Here is a 21,753-nt window from a genome sequence, read left to right as displayed (position 1 = left end):
ATTTCCTGTGGGCGAGCGAGCTGTCCCCGCTTGCGGGGGAGACCCATGGTTCTCGCCACTGCACGAGCAATCGCACGAACTACCCCCGCTCGCGCGGGAGAGACTCTGATGCGCGGCCGGACGTTCTGGTGGGGGGGCGAGCTATCCCCGCTCGCGCGGGGCCGACGACGCAAATGAGAGCGACTACTTGCTGCTTCCCGAGATATCCCCGCTTGCGCGGGGGAGACGAGGGCGGCGGCGTGCACGACGTCCTACAGAACGAGCTATGCCCGCTTGCGCGGAGGGGACGCAGGAGACAAGCAAATGGCAGCCCTCAAGTCCGAGATATCCCCGCTTGCGCAGGGAGACGCCTGATACTGCTCGCGCTCGCGGTTCCAGCCTGAGCTATCCCCGCGTGCGCGGGGAAGTCTCAACGCCACCGCAAGTGATGATGCGACAACCCGAGCTATCCCCGCGTAGGCGGGGGAGACCGGTCACCCCGAAAGAGGACGGCATCGCAGACCGAGCTATCCCCGCTAGCGCGGGGGGGGGGAGCCGTTCGGTGCGATATCAGTGAACGAGACCGGCCGAGCTATCCCCGCTTGCGCTGGTGGGGGGGGAGCCGGCTTGCGGCCTCCGTATCCGGTGCGCATCATCCCGCTTGTGCGGGATAAACGATGGCGACGGTTGGCATCGGTCCGATGCTCCTGAGCTATCCCCGCTTGCGCGGGGAGAGACGCACGCGTCGTTCGACACCCGAAACTACGGCGAGCTATCCCCGCTTGCGCGGTCAACGTCTTTCGCACCTGCATTTTTTAGCCACCGGCTTTATCCGTTCATTGGCGCACGTACGTGCGCCGCGGCTCTCATCTCCGCCGCTGTGGTGGGCCCACCGAAAACCCACGGGTCCGACTGTAGCGGACCAATCGCTCCTTGCTCGCATGGTCGACCGCCAACATCTCCCACTCACCCGAGCCGGCTGCGCCCATCCTCAACTTTGCGTGCCCGGTGTCGTCGACCTCGAGAGCAAGTAGGCTTGCTCGTAGGCTTAGGCGGGACAACTCCATGCTGCCAAACAAGGGGGCGCCGCCTTGGTCGCAAAGCACTACCCGGACCGACTTCTCCCCCAGCCGGGTCACTGCTTGCTCAGGCGCCACGTCTGCAATCAACTGGGAGTAGCCCACGGTCAGATTCAGTCGAACGTTTTTAGCCGCTCGCTTGGCTGCTTCAATCTTCCCTTCTGACCGCTCTTCCGCAAACGCCAGAAATGCTGGCGCCTCGGCCTCTTCGTCGTACGCGAACTCGACGGCTTCCCGAACGCCTGCGGGAATCTGCAAGCCACCGCGCTCCTCAACCAACTGTGCCGTGCGAAAGAGCACCACAGGAAGGGGATAGACGAACATCGTGTTCGCAGGGAGCTCCGCAAGGAAGTCGACATTGCCGTGAGTCTCGGGCGCGACTACGTACACCAGGCCTTCCCCGCGCGCATCGTCGCCTGCCATCGCCATCTTCCCGTCGGCGTCCCGAACGTGCCGGCGCCAGCGGCCGATACGCTGCAGCAAGGCGTCGATTGGGGCCAAGTCGGTGATGAGCTCGTCGAAGTCCACGTCGAGTGACTGCTCCGCCACCTGGGTAGCGATGACCAGCTGTCCTTTGCGAGTAGCGGATGTCGAGCGCTTGCCGAACTGCTCCAGCAGGTTGCGGTCATTTTCCGAGCGATGCTTGCCGACAAACTTCGCGTGCGCCAGCTGCACCTGGCCTGGCAACAGGGCGAAGAACGTGTCGAAGTCCGCCTGGGCACGGCCGACTGTGTTGCGCAGCAAGAGAACACACTTGCCTGCTGCAAGTAGCCTCAGGACGAGGGCTTCGGTTGCGCTATCCCCGATTCGCTGAATGCGGGTGAACCTGCTCACACGTCGTGCGGCAATCGGCGTCTCAACCATGCCGCCCGAAGAGGCGACAGTGGCAAGAGGGTAGTCGGTGGAGACAGGGACGGCCTGCGCGCCAGTCCAACGGGCGCCCTTCCGAAAGGCAGCGACAAGGGCGGCCTTGTGCTTCCGCGGTAGCGTTGCCGACAGCAGGATGGCGCTACCGCCGCGCATGGCATGTGCCTCGAGCGCTGTTTCAAGAAGCTTGAGCATGTAGGCGTCGCATGCGTGAGCCTCGTCAACAACCAGGACCTTTTGCCCGATGCCCAGTTGCCGTAAGCAAAAGTGCTTCACCGGCAGGATAGACAGCGCGACCTGGTCGATGGTGCACACCCCGACGTCCGAAAGCAGGGCAGTCTTGCTGCTGTCCTGGGCCCAGCTGTCGAGGTCGGCACAAATCGACCCAGCTTCGAGATGCTCCGAGCGCAGCCGCGCCAGCGACAGAGACGCACTTCCGTGTGCCAGCGAGAACGACGGAACTCCGCCTTCTGCCTCAAAAAACATGTTGGCCAAAGGCAGCAGCCGCCCGCAAAGAGCATCGGCGGTGGCCTGTGTCGGTAGGCTGACGAGCACCCCGGTGCCTCTTCCGGCCTGAAGCAGCCGCGAAGCAAGGGTCAGCGCGGCCTCGGTCTTGCCGGCACCGGTCTCATCCTCCAGGATGAACAGGGAAGGGCCGGCGCGGTCCAACTCGACGCTATCAGCAAATCGCTGTAGCGGTGTGGCACTCGCCGTGAACGCAGGGAATAGGTGCGAGAGCCCGGCTTTGGCGCTTGGGCGCTTTTCCGCCAGGCTGAGCTCAACCAGCGCGGTACGCGCTTGGTCTTGTGCCTCGACGAAATAGCACTTCAAGGACATCGTCGGTGCTCGATAGGGAAAGAACCTCTGCATGGAGCCGACCCAGTCGCAGAGGGTCAGCACGCCGGCGAGCAAGGATGACGCCTGGCGGTAGCCGCCTCCGTCCCAAAGGTCGACGAAACTGTCGAGCCCCAATACGTCGGCAACGGCATCAAGGTAGGCGTGGGCTGCCGCAGTCGTGCGCTTCCCCACCCCTGTCGAGTTTGAGAGGTCAACTGGCCTGCCGTGGTGCCCGCAAGAAGCGTTCAGAAGGGGCTCTAGCGCTAATTCCGCGTCTTCGAGGGAATCGGGGTACCACCGGGCCGACACCCAGTCGAGTAAGGTGGAAATGCCGGCCTGGGAGTGGTGCTGTGCAGCTTGAGAGGGAACCGGTTGGTCCGGCTGCAGCTGAGCAAACAGCTCCTCGACCTTCGCTTGAAACGGGCCGAACTTGCCAACATCATGGCTGCCTGCCAGGAACATGGCCACCTTGATTGCAGCGTCCTCGGCCATCCCCAGGAGTCGAGCCAGCGTCGAGCTGAGCGAAGGATTGACCCGCAGGTACTCGCCAACGACCGCAGCGACGTCCAAGCTGTGATACGCAAGGGGGTGCCAAGCGACAGTTGTGCCGGGCAATGGGTGCGCCTTGCCCCAATAGGTTAGAAAATCTGCAGTCAAACGAAGCTCCTGGTGGAGCTCCGTCTAGAGTGAGTATTTAGCGGTCTAAACTGATTGCGCGCCCAGGTGCGGCTTGGGCCGTCCTAAAACGCCGGAACGGCGACAAACGTCGTTCGCTGGCGCGGCCGAGCCAACACTTCGAATACAGTTTGGAGATGGACAACCTCCCGAAAAGAATCATCACTAGTCGCGAGAGGCTCGGAATGACGCAGAAGGAGCTAGCTGCCCTCGTGGGCGTCACGCTGCAGGCCGTGCGCAAGATGGAGTCAGACGCCGGCGGGGTATCAGCAGTCAATGCATTTGCAGTGGCAGACGCCCTTCAGGTGAGTGCGCGCTGGCTCGTTACTGGCGTTGACGCAGCAGGAGAGCCTCCTAAAGTCCCCCCAAGCTCGAGCGCATCGCGATGCACCTGGCCGCACTGCCAGAGAATCGCTTGGACGCCTTGGCGACGGTGATAGGCATCAAGCTATAAGCCCGAACGTCCCGGAACCCGACACCCAGGGGCGTTGAGTTGGGCGGGCTATGCCCAAGCACATCCCCGCTCTCGCGGGGCAGACAAGCTCATCGTAGAGCTGCAGGACGAGCACTACGAGCTATCCCTGCTTACGCTGGAGGAACGTTGCGGCTATGAACTCCGTTGGGTGATGGCACGAGGTATCCCCGCCGACGCGGGAGGTGCCCTCAATACGCCGAGCTGCGGTGCCTCTCGAACGAGCTATCCCCGCTTACGCGGGGCTTCTCCGAATGCGTTCCCCAACATCGCGGATTGCGCTCGAGCTATTCCCGCGGGTGCGGATGTCCCTATCGATATAGCTCAGCGGTTTAGCCGTGGCATTGAGAAATCAATGGAAGTCCCTGGAAGTGGTTCGCAGTCGACCAAGTAATGGTGTCAGGTCCTTCAACCGCTCTGCGACTAGGCTCCGGAGCTCACCTTCGCGCTGCCAAGTGCCCTTGACGGCAAGTAGTCGGGCGTTCAGCAGCTCCTGCCTCTGCGCCTCCTTGATGCTGCGCCAGGCAATCACCTGCACCACGCCGGTCTCATCCACGAGCGATACGAAGATGACGCCGTTCGCCGTCTCAGGCTGCTGCCGCAGAGTGACCAGTCCGCAATAGCGCACCTCCGCCCCGTTCTCAACGTCCTGCAGGTCGGCGGCCGTGGCCAGCCCCCGTTTTGCGAGCAACGGTCGAAGCAGCGCGAGTGGATGGCTGCGCAACGTCAAGCCCGTCGCAGCGTAGTCGAACATCACCTCTTCACCCTCGGGCGCCGGCGCCAGCTCCAGGACGTCTTCGTCGACGCGCGCCTCCTGCAGGAGCTCGGGCACAGAGCGGAGAGCCGCGGCGTCCCAGACCGCGACCCGCCGGTGGCCGCTCAGCGACATCAAGGCATCTGCGCTTGCGAGCAACTTCATCTCAGCCAGCTCGAGCCGCGCCCTCCTGGCAAGGTCCTCAGCATTGTCGAACGGCCCTCGCGCGCGTTCATCGACGATGCGCTGCGCGGATTCCCACCGCAGCCCTGCGAGAAGCCGAAGTCCAAGTCGCACCGCCGGCGCATGCGGGAGGTCTTCAAGCGTGCAGTCCAGGTTGCTGTGCATGACGTCGGGCGGCCGGACGACGACTCCATGCCGCTTGGCATCCTGTACCAGTTGGCTTGGGCTGTAAAACCCCAATGGCTGGGAGTTCAGCATTGCGGTCAGGAACTCTGCCGGGTGGTGCCGTTTAATCCACGAGCTCGCATAGACGAGGAGGGCGAACGACGCCGCGTGGCTTTCGGGAAATCCGTACTCGCTAAAGCCCTTGATTTGCTCGAAAATCTGCTCGGCGAACGCCTTTTCATAGCCCCGCGTCGTCATGCCCTCGACGATTTTGGAATGGTACTTTTCCAGACCGCCTTTGCGCTTCCAGGCAGCCATTGCTCGGCGGAGCCCGTCCGCCTCCCCGGCGGTGAACCCCGCGGCAAGCATCGCAATCTGCATTACTTGCTCCTGAAATACGGGCACGCCCAACGTGCGGCCAAGCGCCTCCTTGAGCGCTTCACTTGGATACGTCACGGGCTCGAGCCCCTGCCGACGCCGCAGATACGGGTGCACCATTCCGCCGACGATGGGCCCGGGGCGCACGAGCGCGACTTCGACCACCAAGTCGTAGAAACACCGAGGCTTCAACCGCGGCAGCATGCTCATCTGCGCGCGGCTCTCAATTTGGAAGACTCCGACGGTGTCCGCGCGCGAAATCATCTCGTACGTCTCGGGGTCCTCCGCCGGGATGTCCTGCATCGCGAATACGAACCCCTTACGCTGACCGATGAAATCCAGGCATTTGCGGATGGCGGTCAGCATGCCCAGAGCCAGGCAGTCGACCTTGAGAAACCCCAAAGCGTCAAGGTCATCCTTGTCCCACTCCAGGACCGTTCGGTCCTTCATCGAGGCGTTCTCGATTGGAATCAGCCGAGACAACGCCGTCCTTGTGAGCACGAACCCGCCGGTGTGCTGGCTGAGGTGCCTTGGGAACCCTAGCAGTTGCCCTGTAAGCAACATCAGCTGGCGCACCTTCAGGTCATCAAGCGACAGGCCTAGTTCCACTAAACGCTCCGGCATGACCGCCTTGCCGTCAAACCACTGATGATTCTTGGCAAGCTGGTCTACCACCTCAAGGTCAAATCCCAGCGCCTTGCCCACGTCCCTCACCGCACTCTTGGGCCGATAGCTGGTCACCACACCGGTGATGGCGGCACGGTCGCGTCCGTAACGCCGGTACAGGTACTGGAGAACTTCTTCTCTACGCTCGTGCTCAAAATCGATGTCGATATCCGGCGGCTCATTCCTTTCCTTGGAAATGAAACGCTCAAAAAGGACGCTCATGCGCGCTGGGTCGACCTCAGTGACGCCCACGCAATAGCAGACGACGGAATTGGCGGCACTCCCGCGCCCTTGGCACAGGATGTTGCGAGACCTCGCGAACTGGACGATGTCAGCGACGGTCAAGAAGTAATGCTCGTACCGGAGCTCCTGAATCAATGTCAGCTCGTGCTCAATCTGTAGCTGGACCTTCGCCGGCACCCCTTCTGGCCACCGTCGGCCGGCGCCCTCGTAGGTCAGGCGCCGCAAATAGGAGGAGGGCGTCTCCCCGTCCGGCACCACTTCGTCGGGGTACTGGTATCGAAGCTCCTCGAGGCTGAATTGGCAGCGCGCGGCCACGTTGAGCGTCTCTGCAAGCAAATCCTCCGGGTAGGTTTGCGCCAGCCGAAGACGCGTTCTTAGGTGCCGCTCTGCGTTTGGCTGAAGGTCGAGGCCGCACTCCGTCAGCGGGCGGCCAACTCGCGTAGCGGTCAGTACGTCCTGGAGTGGTTTCCTGGAGCGAACATGAAAATGAACGTCGCCGGCGGCTACCAAGGGAATTGCCGTCAGCTCGCTCACCTGGCGGAGTCGGTACAACCACATCTCGTCGTCGATGAGGCGCAGAAGGTCGACGCCGAACCAGCAACGCCCCCGGAACTCTGACAGGAGCCAGCGTCCTGTTGTCTCCAGCTGTTCCGGGGTCGACATCCGCTTCGGGCAGGCGACGACGACGCAGTCCTCAAGGGCCGCGGCGGTCAGGTCTGCGAACTGCAGTTCGTATTTTCCCTTCTCTGAGCCACGCCGAAGCTTGGTGATGAATTCACAAAGGTTCCCGTACCCGTTCAGGTTGCACGCAAGGACGAGCAACGTGAAGGGGTGGCCGCAAGCAACCTGGACCTGGGTTCCGACCAGAAGCTTGAGGCCGTGCTCCTTGGCAGCAACGTGCGCGCGCACGATGCCCGCCAGGCTGCACTCGTCAGCGATTGCGAGAGCGGAATAGCCAAGCTGCGAAGCGCGCTCCACCAGCTCCTCCGGTTGGCTGGCGCCGCGCAGGTAGGTGTGATTGGAGACGCAGCGCAGCTCGGCGTAAGCGGGAAGGGCGGACATTGCCGGCGGCCAGGATACTGGATGGCCGTACAGTATCGCACAGCTTGCAGGCCTGCGACATCGGACCGGGACCGCGCCTGCGCGGCCTGCACGGGCGGTTCGACGGGCGCGATGGCGGCAATCAGATTGGGCCATATCGGGCCTGAGAAAAACCAGGTGGCGCCGGCGCCACTACGGTGCAGCTAAATCTAAAATGCTTGCATCTGATACTGATGGTGCTCGTTCAAGCACTGTCGTACAATAACCCCAAGCGCCGCAACCGCAGCGCATTAAATTCAATGTAGTTTCGAGGACCCAATGCCCGCCACCGCCAACCAGGTCGATGCAACCTCCCGCAAGCGTAAGCTTGACCTCGCCGACCGCCTAGAGCTGGGCGCGCGTCTGCGAAAGCTGCGCGAAGCGACTGGCAAAACCACGCTCGAAATTGCCGAGGAGGTCTTGGGCTATCAGGGCAGCCATGCCGCTGTTTCCCGCCTCGAGCGAGGCGTCTTCTCCGTTGTCAACCTCGACCACCTCGACAAGCTCGCGTCCCGCTACGCCACGGACTCGGCCACTCTGCTCAAGGGCACTGGCGATGTCGAAACCGCGGCACTGCCTGAGGTCACAGGGGAATGGTCCTTCGACGACATCGCGCCTGGTATCCATTTCCGCCTGCGAGACCTTCGGCAAGCGCTCGGCCTTTCCAGGGCGCAGATGGCGACGCGCCTCGGCCACAGCACCGCGACAGTCCTGAAGGGGTGGGAAGAGCGCCTCGCCACCCCTCGTCCCGACACGATTCTCCGTATTGCCACCGAGTTCGGCGTTTCGGGTAGTTGGCTCATTCTTGGCGCCAAGGGAAAGGCCCCGCGGCCGACTCAATCGATGCGCCTGCGCGCACTTCGTCATGCTTCCGACGTCTCCCGCAACCAGCTTGCGATGAAGGTCGAGCCGCTCGATTTTCAGGGACTGCGCACTGCTATCAGCCACGCAGAATCCGGCGTGCGCGGCTTGCCGAGCGACCGCCTGCAGAGCATTGCAAAGGCCTTTGACGTGCCGGCTGACTGGCTTGACCCCGAAGGCCTGCGCTACGCGCCAGCTACCCCCATTGACGCCCCGGCGCAATCCGAAGCGGACTACCTCGCGGGCCTGCCTGCCACGGTCAGAAGTCTTGTCAACAATCTCGTTGCCATGTTCACAACCGGCTTGCTCGACAGTGGCGACGTCGCCTCTGTCAACAAGGAGCTGTCGCGTCGTGCCTGGAAGCGCGCAACGCCCTCAACGGCGCCAGTCAGCGGCGCGCAAGTCGGGGACGTGCGGCGCTCCCGCATCGTGACCGCCTAAGGCCCCTACCGACTTCAGGCACAGGCGGCCACCGACCTCCGGAAGGCCCAAGGTCGCCGCAACGGCCCCTAACACCCTGTGGGGCGAGGTCTTGGCACCGCGCGCTTCAGTACCGCCGCCAACTCCTCGCCAAGAGCTCGTCGCGCGTGCGCAGGCCGCCCCGAACGAGGGACGCGGCTGTGCCCTCTCTGCGCGCCGCGGATGGGCCTGAAAAGAAGGGGCCTAAAACCCCGCACTAGACGGTCCCTGGCTATAGGCCCAAAGCCCCCGGAATCCGTCAGGGGGCCGCTGTCCGAACTGTCTAGAAAAATGCGTCCGTCCTTCAAGCGCTTCGTCTGCGCGCTCCTCAGTGCAACCATTGTCCTCCAGCCCGCGCTCAGCGCAGCCGCGTCCGATTTCCGGTATCGCATTCCAATCGACATCAAGCTGACGGGCCAGGCTGACCTGGAGATTCAGCCCGAGCTCACCGATTTTGGGGACGTGGCTCGCACCCAAATGCGGACCTTGCCCGTCAAGGTCGTCAACCACGGGGGCGGCGCCGCCACGGACGTGACCGCGGTCGCCACGGCTCCTTTCGCCGTGGAGAAGACCTGCTCAACCGTGCCGGCACATGGCGAGTGCACCATGCTGGTCAGCTTCATGCCACAAGAGGCCGGCCCACAATTCGGAAGCCTGGTGCTCCAGGGCTCGAACAGCCGCGCCGAGGGCTCTCTCATCGGCAACGCCGTACGTCTCCTCACGGACCTAGAAATCTCGGAAAACGGCTGGAACTTCGGCACCTGGAAGCTCGGCACGACGAGCACGGTCAAGCAGCTTGCAGTCAAGAACGTCGGGAATGTCCCTGCCATCATCAGCCAGATGTACTTCCTGGACGGGGGTTCCGACTTCAAGGTGAGCCACAACTGCAGCACCAGCCTCAGCCCAGGCGCCGCATGTATTGTTGCCGTGAACTTCATACCGACCGCCATGGGGCAGCGCGTGGGCGCGCTCCGCGTGAAGAGTGGGGACGGCAGCATCCGTGACGTTGGGATGCTCGGCTTCGGCGGCGACCACACGGACCCCAGCGAAGGTGCCGTGGACGGCCGCTTGTCAGCCCCCGACTCCGTCTCGCTTGGCGACGTCGTTGTCGGTGAAGCGCCGGCGACGAAGACCATCACCTTGGCCAACGCCGGAACCAAGGAGCTCACGCTGGGTTCGCCCACCTTGGGTGGCCCAGACGCGGCTTTGTTTTCGTCCAGCTCGACCTGCGGGGCAACTCTTCCCGCGTACGCTACCTGCCAGCTCGCCCTCGCGTTCTCGCCTGCCGTGGTCGGAACATTCAGCGCTCAACTGGCCATCCCGACGGGCGCCGGACAGACCACGCTCACCAAAACTGTCGCTTTGTCTGGCAAGGGCGTCTCGTCTGCCGCCAAGGGCCAACTCAGCACGAACATGTCCGAGGTCGACTTCGGCACGACAACGCTCGGCACAGCGGTGAGCCGCGTCGTGCGCGTGACGAATGCTGGTCCGGACGTCGCGGAGGTCACGCACACGTACGCGACGAACTCGGCGAACTTTGTGGTCACGACCGGCTGCACCGCGCCGCTGGCAGCCGGGGAATACTGCGACCTGACCGTGCAATACACGGCCAGCTCCGTGGAACGGTCCATCGGCGACCTGGTCATCGCCTCCCAGGCCGGGCAGAACCTGCTCGTTCACCTCAAAGGGCATGTGCCTGCACCCGTGCTGGAAGTTGCCCCCGGCTCACTCCAGTTCGAGGCGATGTCGCAGGGGGACACCTCCAACTATCAAGAGGTGACGGTGACGAACGTCGGCTCCGCGCCGCTCGAGGTCACGAACGTCGGCCTCGCCAGCACGGTGGAGTTCAACCAGGAAAACAGTTGCGGGTCGCCGTTAGCCCCTGGCGCATCCTGCGCGGTGCGCGTGCAGTTCACGCCAAACGGGAGTGGCACTCGAGAAACCGAGCTGCTCGTTGTTTCGAATGACCCGGTGAATCCGGCCGCCTCCGTGTCCCTCAGAGGCGTTGGCCTTAGCAGCGAGTTGCAATTCACTCCGTCGCGGCTCGCGTTCGGCTCGGTTTCGATGGGTTCGTCCTCCGCGCCCGAGGACATCACCATCTCCAGCGTGGGAGCCGGCAATGCGCTCATTTCTGGCGTGAACATCCAGGGCTCAGGGTTCTCTCAGGTGAACACGTGTGGCGTAAAACTGCCGAAGGGCGAGAGTTGCACCGTAACCGTGACATACACCCCCACCGCAGCGGCCAGCGAAACTGGTTACCTTCGCGTCTACTCGCCTCAGGGAGTCCAGATGGCTTCCCTGAGCGGGGAGGGGTTGACGGCCGACCAGGCGTTGGTCGTCGACAAGCGGTACCTCAACTTCGGGTCCTTCGAAGTCGGCCAAGGCTCCAGCGCTGATATCCAGGTGTCGAATTCCGGCAGCGAAGCGCTCTCACTCAACGCGCCAAGCTTGAGTGGCGCCGATGCAGCCGCTTTCACGACGTCGACGACCTGTGGCGCGACGCTCGCCTCCTCTGAGAGCTGTGTTGTCAGCGTCGCCTTTTCCGCACAGGCCCTGAAGCCGCATGCTGCGGCATTGACCGTAGCGACGGCCGGCGGCGTCCAGCGCGAGGTCCTGCTCTACGGGAAGGGGGTCGACCATGTGCCCGCGGCCGTGCTGACTGCCTCGCCCAACCCGCTCTCCTTCGGAGCAGCAACGCCGGCCAGCCCTGCTACTGCGGCACTGCGCATCTCCAACGCCGGGCCTGAAGCAGTATCGCTGGTCTCCGTGGACTCCACGGACCCGACAAACTTCACGTCAAGCGAGACCGATTGTCGGGAGCCAATCGCCGCGGGCACCCACTGCGACCTTCCCGTACGATTCCTTGCGGGCAAAGACGGCCTGGTAACGGCACAGCTCAACCTGCGCGCCGAGAATCAGCAGCCCCTTGCCGTTGCCCTGACGGGCCAGGGGCCGACGCCGCGCATCTCGGTCGCCCCCACGGCGCTGGACTTTGGGAGCGTGGACTTCCTCGCCACGGCCCCGCAGCAGACCGTGACCGTCCAAAACACCGGCAACGCTCGCCTGGCCCTGAGTGGTGTCGGCATCAGCGGTGCCTTCACCCAGTCGAACACGTGCGGCCCGGAGCTGGCCCCGTCCGCGACCTGCGAAATCCAAGTGGGATTCAACCCCGTCAGCGGAGGAGCACAAGCGGGCACGTTGGTGATTTCGTCGAACGACCCGACGATGCCCACCTATTCGGTGGCGCTCGCGGGTCTCAGCTTGCTCGGCAGCGTCGCCGCGACGCCCACCGAGCTGGCCTTTGGCCAAGTTGCGATGGGCGAGCACGCCGCGCAGGTCGTGTCGATTTACAACCCGGGCCCGGGTGGCGTGGGAATCTCCAGCATCGCCCTGGACGGACTGAACAAAACCGCTTTTTCGTTCACCAGCGACTGCGGCCCTCAACTTGGCAAAGACAAGGCCTGCTCGGTCACGGTGCGTTTCTCGCCGCAGGCAAGCGGTGCTCACGAGGCAGCCCTCGCGGTGGTGCCACAGACCGGCAATCGGCTGACGATTCCTCTGACAGGCAACGGTCCGACCGCCCGTGCATCGGTTGACTCGAACAGCCTCGCGTTCGGCTCGGTCGTGGTTGGCGAAAGCTCCGCTGCCCAGACCGTCATGCTGACAAACGAGAGCACCGGCCCTCTGAACGTCTACGACATCTCGATGGCTACTGGCGCAGAGAGCTTCGGCGTCTCGTCCGACTGCGTCTCTCCCCTGGCAACAGGTCAATCCTGTCCACTGTACGTGTCCTTCACGCCGGCGTCTGGCGGTGCATTGACGGGCGCGCTCCGCCTGAAGACGGCGAATTCCGGCGGCCCGCTGGATGTCGCGCTGACCGGTACAGGCCTGCTGCCGCAGGCCGCACTGAGCCAACCGAGCGTCGACTTCGGCACGGTCTACGTCGGCGGAACCGCTGAGAGCGTGGTGCAGGTGAAGAACACCGGAGCCTACCCGGTCAAGGTCAACTCCATCGGTATCCCCGACAACACCTGGTTTCAGCAAAACAACGCATGCAGCCAGCCCCTGCGAGCGGGAGAGGCCTGCGACATCGCGCTCAATGTCTTTCCGACCACCGCTGGCCCTCAATCGAGCACGCTGACTGTCCTGACCACCGCAGGGACGCTGACGGCGACGCTCGGCGCCACGGGCCAAGGGGTCAAGCTCACGCGCGTGACGCCCTCGATTGCCGACAGCAACGGCGGCACTCTCGTTTCCGTCCTGGGTGCAGGCTTCACCGCCGCGACAAGGATATTCTTTGGCGACGTTGCTGCATCCACCATCCAGGTACGTGGCAGCACGCAGCTGGACGTCGTGGCCCCTGCCCACGCGACTGGCGTGGTCGACGTCACGATGACGAACGACGCGGGCCTCACCGCAACGCTGCCGCAGGCCCTGCGATACGCCGGTGCCCCTGTCATCGCGAGCACAACTCCTGCAACCGGCTCCGTCGCCGGCGGCTGGCCCACCCTCCTGCAGGGCCGAGATTTCGCCGAGGGCATGAAGGTCCTGGTCGACGGGCAAGCCGCTCAAGTGACGTCCGTCTCGGCAGACGGCTCGAGCGCAACAGTCGTCGTGCCGGCGCGGCTCTCCCCGGAGGCAGGCACTGTCGACGTGGTCGCCACCACCGCCGTCGGCAACGGGACGCTCTCCAAGGGGCTGGCCTATGTCCTGCCACAAGGCAAGCTTAAGCTCCTGGGCCAGGGCGCATTTGGCAACATCGCAGTTGGCGCAACCTATGGCCGCATCTTCACATTGACCAATACAGGAGACCTGCCGACGCAGCTGGTGGGCCTCTCCCCCGAACCGAGCGGAACGTTCTCCATTGGCACCAACGGGACCTGCCCAACGGCACTTCCCGCCCCACTCGCGGTCGGTGCAAGTTGCACGGTCGAGGTGCTTGCCTCCAATGCCGCGCAAGGCACGGTCGCCGGCACCCTCACCGCCTCCACGGGTGGGCCTACGGGCACCCAGGTCTCCGTCAGCCTGTCTGCCTCCTTCGTGCAGGCTGACTACGCGCTCTCTGGCACGGCAGGGTCCATGGCCCTCGTCAGCGGCAACTATCCGACCATCATCGCAATGAGCGAAGAGGGTGGCGCGAATGGAACGCAGCAGAAAATCATCTACCTCAACAACGTCCTGAAGGCCGCAGGCACGCGCATTGACGCGGCTACCGTGACCATCACCGGCGCGGATGCGGGGCAGTTCGCTATCACCGAGGTCCGCAAGTCGAGCAACAGCGGCTCGTACAGCTCGAGCGGGGCAAGCATCTCGGGCGACCGCCTCACGGCCACCGGTGCCACGGTTGACGCGGGTTCGGGCACGTACCCGCACCTCGGCGTTGTGGTGACCTTTGCCCCCAAGGCGAAGGGCACGTTCAATGCTCAGTTGAACATTGACTACAACGGGGGGAGCCGAGCACAGCTGCCACTATTCGGCGTGGCCGAATACTTCAGCTACGCCGCGCTCTCTGGCACGGCGTCCGCAAATCCTGTGGTCGCACCCAATGGTGACTTCGGCACGCTGACGTTCAACGACGGCGCAGGGCTCACGTCCGATGCGCTCAAGCGCAAGTTCTTCCTGGTCAGCACTTCCAATGCTGGGAAGCGTCTGCAAGCAACACATCTTTCAATCATCGGCGCCGACGCCGCGAGTTTTGCCATCACCGGGTACTCCTATCGGGCTACCGCCGACGGCACGCTCCCGGCCCAGGACGTTCGCCCCGCGAACATGCGCCAAGGGTCCGTCGCGGAGGCTCTCCTAGTCGAAATTGCCTTCTCGCCCATGCGCGCAGGAGCCCAGGAGGCGCAGCTTGTTGTGGAGCACAACGGCGACAACGCGCAGCCAGCCGTCGTGAACTTGACAGGCACCGGCGCGTATGACGTCTCCGTTCAGGCCTCGGGCGGTCCATTCATCGCGGACATTCCGCCATTCCCTGTCACGGGCGTGGGCGCGAGTTCGACCCTGGACACCTACGTCCGCAACACCGGCACCTTCGGTCAGGTCACCTGGAAGTCGATTCAAATCGTCGGCTCGCAGGCCTTCTCGGTCAAAGGGGTGAGTCTCACGAACACGGGTAGCACGAGCTCAAGCGCGTTGCAGGCGCAACCGGCCTCGACGCGCTACGTGAACATGAATCTCGTGGGCGCTGACGCCCGCACGATGGGTCTGTCCGACCTGCGTGCCCTGCTCGCGTTCTCTCCCACGACCACCGGGGTGCAAACGGCAACGGTAACGGTGTTTCATGATGGCCCCGGCGGAAAGACCACTTACACCCTGACGGGTGAAGGTCGCCGTGCAGCGGCAGCCCTCTCCTCGACGGCCGCCGCGCCCTATGTGCCCGCCAGCGGCGACCTTGGCGTTGCTGGGTTCAACGCCCCCGGTGATGCGAGCAACGGTTCCGTCTCGAAGACCCTGAATGTGGTCAATTCGAACACGCTGGGGCTGCTCAGGGTGACGCGTCTGCGCATTACGGGCGCCGATGCGTCCGCATTCGCCATCGAGTCGTACCCGAATCAGCCGGGGGGCTACGTCCCATCGCCCGATGTCTCCCCGGCCGCAATGGTCCAGGGCACCGCTTCGGCTTCTCTGCCGTTCAAGGTCAAGTTCTTCCCCGTCAAGCTCGGGGCGCACGAGGCAAAGCTCGAGGTCTACCACGACGGAATGAATATCTCGCCCGTTGTGCTGCCCTTGTCTGGCACGGCCTCGCGTGATGTGATGCTCGCCGTGTCCGAGGGCACGAGCGCGACCATCGTTGAGCCAACGCCGTTTGCCGACACCCTTGTTGGCAACACCTCGAACGAAAGGTCGTTCTACCTCCGGGCAACGGGTTCCGCGGGTGCCGTGACCTACACAGGTGCCTCAATCGAGGGGACAACGGACATTGCACTCACCGGTTCCGGCCTGGTCCGCCAAGGCGGAACGGCTGCCGTTGCATCGGCGTTCTACAGCCGGGTCGCCAGTGCCGAATTCAACTACGTGGGCGCGAACGTCGCTCCTACTGGCGGCTACACGGACCTAGTCTTGAAGTTCACCTTCCAGCCGTCCAGCCTTAGCCAGCAAGTGGCAAAGGTAACGGTGACCCACAACGGGCCTGGCGGCAAGACGACGTTCTTGTTGACCGGCAATGGCGTGCAGCCCATTGCGGCCCTCTCAGCGGCCAGCGCCCTGGCGGCCAATCCCGCGCCACCAATTTCTGACTTTGGCGTGGTGTCGTACAACGCGAGCAATCCGTCACCCACCCCCACCACTCTGACGAACTACGTGGTGAACACCGCCGGCGTCGGTAGCCTGCGGGTGAACCGCATGGTCATCACCGGCCCCGATGCGAGCAGCTTCCAGTTCACGAGTTGGACAGGCCAGGGGACGGCTCCGGCTGCGAACGACGTAACCCCGATAGGCATGGTCCAGACCACCAGCACAGGGCCTCACTTCAAGGTGACGTTCCTCCCTGCACACATGGGCGTGCACACCGCGCAGGTCGCCATTTACCACAACGGGGGCAACACGAATCCCCTGGTCCTGCCAATTTCCGGCACGGCGGCGAGCGATGTTAACGTCACGGTGAGCGACCTCGCCACTTCCGTCCAAGCCCCGGCGCCGTACCCTGTGACAGTTGCTGGAACCACGGCGAGCAAGCTCATCTATCTCCGCGTCACTGGAACGAAGGGCCAAGTGACCTACACGGGCTTCAAGGTTGAGGGCTCTCCAAGCTTTGGGGTGACTAGCTCGTTGAACAAGTACCCCAAGGGCACGACCAGCTATGGCGGCATCGTCAAGAACTACAACCCTGATGTCGTTCGTGAAGATGCGTTCTCGTGGGCGGGCGAGGATATCAGCAAGTCCGGAGCCGTCACGGACCTGGGCATCACGGTGCGTTACGCGCCCACCGAAGTTGGCACTGAGACAGCCAAAGTCACGGTTTTCCATACGGGCCCAGGGGGTAAGACCGAGTTCCTTCTCTCTGGCAGCAGCATTAAGCCCATCGTGCAGTTCTCTGGTACCAATGTTTCGAAGCCTACGGCTGCATCGGGCGACATGGGGGTCGCGACTTACAACGGCCCGACCGGTGCGGCAGCAGGCACGGTGCTGAAGGACCTCTACCTCGTGAACACCAACAAGGTCGGCTACGCGAGCGTGCCACGCATGCGCATCGTCGGCGCAGATGCATCTGCATTCACGTTCGCGACCTGGACAAACTACTCGAGTGCAGAAAACACAGGCCAGGATGTTTCGCCCACCTCGCTGAAGCAGAACAACGTCAGCACCAATCTGAACGTGCGGCTGCAGTTCAAGCCAACCAAAGCAGGGGCACACGCCGCGCAATTGCTCATCGACCACAATGGGGCTAACACGTCGCCCTTGACTTTGGACCTCTCCGGGGCGGGCGAGCGTGACGTGACGGGAGTCTTCGCGACGGTGGACTTTGCTGACAACGGACTCATTCCGGATTTCGCACCACAGGCCAGCATTGCCAACAGTGCGTTCGGTTCCAGCACGAAGCTTGTCAACCTTCGGGTCGCCGGGTCCCGCGGACGCGTCACCTACAGCGGCTTCAAGGTCGAAGGCTCGCCGGCCTTTGCGGTCACGACGGTCTATGCTGTCCATCACACCGGTGCGTCGAAGACGCAGCTCTTCACCTACGCCGCGCCAGGCGTGACGGAAGGCGCCGCGCCGTACGTCGGCGCTGACGTTGCCGGCGGAGCCGTTCTTAGTGACTACGGCCTCAACGTGACCTTCGCCCCGACCACCCTCGGCGCGCATACGGCGACATTGACCGTCTTCCACGACGGGCCTGGGGGCCAGACGTCGTTCCGCGTGAACGGTGCGGCTCAAACAGAGATGCAGCTGTCATCGCGTCCCGACATTGCCGACTATGAGTTTGGTGCCTCGCTGTCGAGCATGGCACAAGTGTCCGCGCCCTTGCCTGTGTACATCCGGCGCACCACCGGCACGACACCTCTCCAAGTGGGTACGGTCGAGCTCAGTGGGCCGGATGCAGACCAGTTCTCCATCTTGTCGGTGGTGAACGTGACGGACAACGCTGGTACGCAGGGTACCAGCCTGTGGAGTGATTCGCAGGGTGCCCAATCAGCAGCCGTGAACGCTTCGCTGGCCGGCGCCACTGGGGCAGTCAACGTGGTGTACCGGCCATCGCGCACGCCAGGCGCAAGCGGGCACACTGCGACGCTGACGGTCAGCAGGGCCGGCTTCGCCTCGCAGAGCGTGCAGCTCACGGGCTCCGTGGCTTCGGACGGCCAAGGCTTTGCCCGCTTCCGTCCCAAGGCCTCGTGGAACCTCTCGCAAGACAATCTGATTGCCACAGCTGTTTCTCCCAACTACGTGGGCATCGGGCCAGCCGGCGGGATTCGCGCCGGCAAATGGTACTTCGAGGTGACGGATGCATCGCCACCGCCTGTGGTCAACCCGACGACGAATGGCGACGGCTCGCGCAACTACTACACCTACGCGACGAATCTGATGCAAGTGGGAGTTGGCATTGGGAGCAGCACGCCTGGCGCTACCAACACCTTGGCACTCGCCCCAGGAGTGTTCTATGACTACCAAAGCGGAACCTCGCGATACTGGACCCAGTTCAGCGCGGGCTACAACACCCCGGCGGGGTACTCGGTCGCCACCGACGCTCGACTGAAACTGGAGACCTACAAGGCATACGGCATTGCCATCGACTACGACAACCGGAGGTTGGACATCTATGTTCAGACCTCTTCAGGTTGTGCGAAGGCGTTGTCGTATTCCCCGAAGCCCGAGGCTTTGGCTGACACTTCGGCGTGGTACCCCGTCATAAACAGTAATGCGACCAAGTCGATGGTGCTGACCAAAGGTGAGGGCGGCACGTTCCGCTGCAAGCCAGCAGGCTACGAGGCGCTTCGGAATTGAAAGCGCGGCCTGCACGGTATGTCGCGGCTGAGGAGGTTCGCTTCTTCGGCCGATGAACAGCGCATGGCTATAGGCCGGCAGGCAACGTCCATCTTTCAGGAACCCCATGAGTCATCTCTTCAGTGTCAAGAACTTCTCTTTGTTCAGTGCTTTGCAGTCAACCGGAACCCTGGCCCGACTGTGCCGAGGGGGCGGGGCGCAGACCCCTAACGACGGCCTGCATCGATTCGTCCTCCGCTCTCCCGAGGTGCAAGCCGCGGTTCGGCGCTCGACTGGCCTGCCCGACTTCCGCATCCGAATTGCCTACCCCGAGGACCCGATAGCAGCGGGCTTCATGGCTGCCGCCAACACGCTGCGGCTCGAGGTTTACACCGTCGAAGGCAAGCCGGTCGGTGAACCACAGCTGCTGCCGAACCTCGACGATGATTTGGCGGTGGCCATCGAGGCGGAACTTTTCCACGAGCTCCTGAAGAGCAAAGGCATCGACATCCCGCTGCTGTAACCATTTCGGCCGCCCTCTCTAGGGCGGCTTTTCCTTGGACCTTCGGGACGCTGCCGGGGCCACCGCTCGGGCCTGCGGCCCGACGCGTCGCGACGCGACTTTCTATACAGGACATGTGCCCCCTCTAGGAAATATCCATGCCTCTTACTTCCGCCCCGACGGTTTCATGGCCGGCATTGACTTTCGGACCCGTAAACCTATGGAGTGCTCCGCCTGCTTGGCGCAGGGTCGGAACACAGCGGGTACCTCAACCCCGCACCTCCACGCCGAGTTGCCGCAGCGCCCCAGGACTCGTACACCCCGGGGTCCGCGCATTGCTGCGCACCCGATGAACTCCTTCCAAGCCCCTCGAGTAGGGGCTTTCTTTTGAGCTCGGATGCATCTCGCAACGGGTGGGTCGTGCGCCCGATTAAGCGAATACGCCATGGAGGAACCATGCGCTTTCTTCGCTCGCAAGGCGGGTTTGGTACACCCATAGCAAGCCAGCATGCTCACTCAGCGCGACGAAATAGTCACGCGCAACGTGACGTGTTTCGACCTGGTCGGAGGTGGCGGCCTTTCCTGGCGACGCCTGGTCAGTCAAGCTCTCACCGACCCGGTCGAACCAACCATGCTCGATGCGATGCGGGCCTATCAAGAACTTAAGGGGGCCTTGGTACAGGGGTTGTGACTCACGGGAGGCCAGGCGCAGTGGTTTGGGCAGGATGAAGGTGGGCTGAGGGCAGTCGAGTAGGCGCGCCACCTGCCTTGGGCGCTTGTCCGGAGCAGGCTGCCAATGGCACATCCATTCCGGCCGGTGGTCCTCCAGGATGACAGGTCGCAAGACCCGCTCTGGCCCCAGCCGCGCGGCGATGCGCTCCAGCACCAATGCCAGGCCTTCGCCGTCCGGTAGCGTCTCAGGCAGCAGCGAAAAACTGTTTTCTTCGAGCGGGCGAACGTCGTCTGCCACCAGTGCGAGGTCCCCCACGGGCGCCAGCAGCTCGACCTTGGCCAGGTTCTCGGCCAGCAATCGGCTCAAGTGCTCGATGTTGCGCGTTGGCTCCGCTGTACGAACCGACAGTTCGCCGCCATCTCCGGCTGCCTTGGCGCGCATCGCGTCGTGACACCACTTCAGCGTGAAAGCTGTCGTCCCGGACCGCCTTGCGGCCAACCAGGCGCACAGCTGGAGCAGGAGCCGACGGGCGCCAAAGAGAAGCGCCGGCGCCATCTCGATGCGAGACATCAGCTCGAGCTTGGCAGCAAAGGTGTCGGGAAGTTGCACCCAGGCATGCGCCTCCGGCTTGAGGCCATAGGCCTGGTCCAAAGCCCCCAACAGTTCCTTGTCAAAGCGCCGGCTCAGCCCGCCACGGGGGAGGGCGCGCACTTGGCCGAGGGTCTGGCATCCGATGCGTTCAAGGATGGCGGCATGCGCCGCGGCGGAAGCCAGAACTTCGACGGGGAGGGCGTCCAGCAGGGCCTGGAGGGGTTTGGAAAACCCGTTCGATTGACCCGTGCGCGCGACCGCCACCGCGGCGAGACTGGTCGGGGCCCAGGCAAGCTGACCCACCCCCATCTCTTCCGCCTCGGTTTTCACCCGCTCGACGAGCTTCCGCTTGCCGCCAAACAGGCGCACGCTCGCCTCCAGCTCCATCACCACCGCAGCAGAAGCGGAAGCCGCATCGATGATGCTGACGCGCGGGGTGAACTGGAGGCACCAGACCGCCAGGCCACGGATTGCTTCAGTGCGCTGGGTGTCGGAGAGCTGGCTGTCGGGAAGTAACGCTGCCCAGAGCATCTGATGGTTCTCCAGCGGTCACGCGAGGCTTGCGCGCGGCGAGGAGCACGCTCGGCTTCGACAGCCGGGGCGTGATGAGCGGCGCCAGGCCGCGGGGAATTGACGGCAGGTGCAGCACGCCGTCATGGGTGCTGCCTTTGCGCTTCAGCAGGTGCACCTGAAGCTCCCAGTCGACGCCATAGCTCACCTGCAGGCGCAGCGGCGCCGCGGAGGGCTCGTGCTGGGCCGCGGCGGGCCGGCACAGGACCACTGGGCTGTCGCATCCCTGGGCGCACACCTGAAGCCGTCGAATCTGCTCCTGACGCGCTTGCGGGAGCCAGGCCACTAGCATTCCGGCTGCGTTCGCCTTCACCAATTGCTCGGTGACCCATAGGCGCTCCGCCGGCGTCGCCGCCTGAATCCAGACCATTCGGCGCTCATCGATGCCCTCATCGCGCAGGCCTGGCAGGTGGGGAGCCTTCGGCGGTCCCACGATGACGATATCCTTGCCATCAGCCACAACCTGGCGCATTGCCGGGGCAAGCAGGCGCCACTCGAGCACGGTCGGCTGGGCCTGGAGCAGTTCGGTCAGGGAGCGGGCCGGCCAACCCCCGCCCGGCAACTCTGCATCGAGTGCGGCGAAGCCGGTGGGAACCACCTTGGTGACAGGCGAGCCAAGCTGGTCGCCGCGCCATAGGGCAGCCTCGACGGAGGCGGGCAACTCGCCCGGCTTCAGGACGGGCTTGACGCGGCGGGACGGCAGGGCCGGCGCGTCGTCATCGTCGGCCCATTCCAGAAGGGCGGCCATGACGGGCTCCGGTACTGTATGGACGTCCAGTTTACGCGCCTTTTCAGGCGCGT

General features: G+C 63.8%; 8 protein-coding genes. 4 read left to right on the top strand and 4 right to left on the bottom strand.

Annotated elements, in window-relative coordinates:
• Positions 1-845 precede the first annotated feature (845 nt).
• Positions 846-3,419 carry a CRISPR-associated helicase/endonuclease Cas3 gene (locus APY03_RS03885; RefSeq protein WP_083944146.1) on the bottom strand — a complete coding sequence of 858 codons (2,574 nt, stop codon included), beginning with the start codon at positions 3,417-3,419 and terminating at the stop codon, positions 846-848.
• A 155-nt stretch (positions 3,420-3,574) separates the two neighbouring features.
• Here APY03_RS03885 and APY03_RS45575 point away from each other — a divergent pair, with 155 nt between their 5' ends.
• Positions 3,575-3,874 carry a helix-turn-helix domain-containing protein gene (locus APY03_RS45575; RefSeq protein WP_083944145.1) on the top strand — a complete coding sequence of 100 codons (300 nt, stop codon included), beginning with the start codon at positions 3,575-3,577 and terminating at the stop codon, positions 3,872-3,874.
• Positions 3,875-4,261: 387 nt separating this feature from the next.
• Here APY03_RS45575 and APY03_RS03880 read toward each other — a convergent pair whose 3' ends face one another.
• Complete coding sequence (locus APY03_RS03880) at positions 4,262-7,360, bottom strand: error-prone DNA polymerase (protein WP_068674084.1); 3,099 nt, start codon at positions 7,358-7,360, stop codon at positions 4,262-4,264.
• A 297-nt stretch (positions 7,361-7,657) separates the two neighbouring features.
• On the opposite strand from APY03_RS03880, the gene APY03_RS03875 reads away from it, so the two are divergent.
• The 3 genes from APY03_RS03875 (at position 7,658) to APY03_RS41180 (ending at position 19,139) form a co-directional block, all read left to right on the top strand.
• Positions 7,658-8,680, top strand: coding sequence for a helix-turn-helix domain-containing protein (locus tag APY03_RS03875; protein ID WP_068674082.1), 1,023 nt, complete (start codon positions 7,658-7,660; stop codon positions 8,678-8,680).
• 309 nt (positions 8,681-8,989) lie between these two features.
• A complete protein-coding gene (locus APY03_RS03870) occupies positions 8,990-18,637 on the top strand; it encodes a choice-of-anchor D domain-containing protein (RefSeq protein ID WP_068674080.1) in 9,648 nt (3,215 codons plus the stop codon).
• 106 nt (positions 18,638-18,743) lie between these two features.
• The gene (locus APY03_RS41180) at positions 18,744-19,139 is read left to right on the top strand and encodes a hypothetical protein (protein WP_146039557.1); all 396 of its coding nucleotides are present in this window, start codon (positions 18,744-18,746) and stop codon (positions 19,137-19,139) included.
• 409 nt (positions 19,140-19,548) lie between these two features.
• Here the strand turns inward: APY03_RS41180 and APY03_RS03860 are convergent, their stop codons facing one another.
• Both APY03_RS03860 and imuA read right to left on the bottom strand, forming a co-directional pair.
• Positions 19,549-20,913: a Y-family DNA polymerase gene (locus tag APY03_RS03860; RefSeq protein WP_068674076.1), complete on the bottom strand. Its 1,365-nt coding sequence runs from the start codon at positions 20,911-20,913 to the stop codon at positions 19,549-19,551.
• Positions 20,858-21,700 (bottom strand): translesion DNA synthesis-associated protein ImuA, encoded by an 843-nt coding sequence (imuA, locus tag APY03_RS03855; protein WP_083944143.1) that lies wholly within the window; start codon positions 21,698-21,700, stop codon positions 20,858-20,860. The genes APY03_RS03860 and imuA overlap by 56 nt, the downstream gene beginning before the upstream one ends.
• Positions 21,701-21,753 lie beyond the last annotated feature (53 nt).

Source organism: Variovorax sp. WDL1 (assembly GCF_001541225.1).
Taxonomy (GTDB): Bacteria; Pseudomonadota; Gammaproteobacteria; order Burkholderiales; family Burkholderiaceae_C; genus Variovorax.
This window is presented reverse-complemented; position numbering and strand designations above follow the sequence as displayed.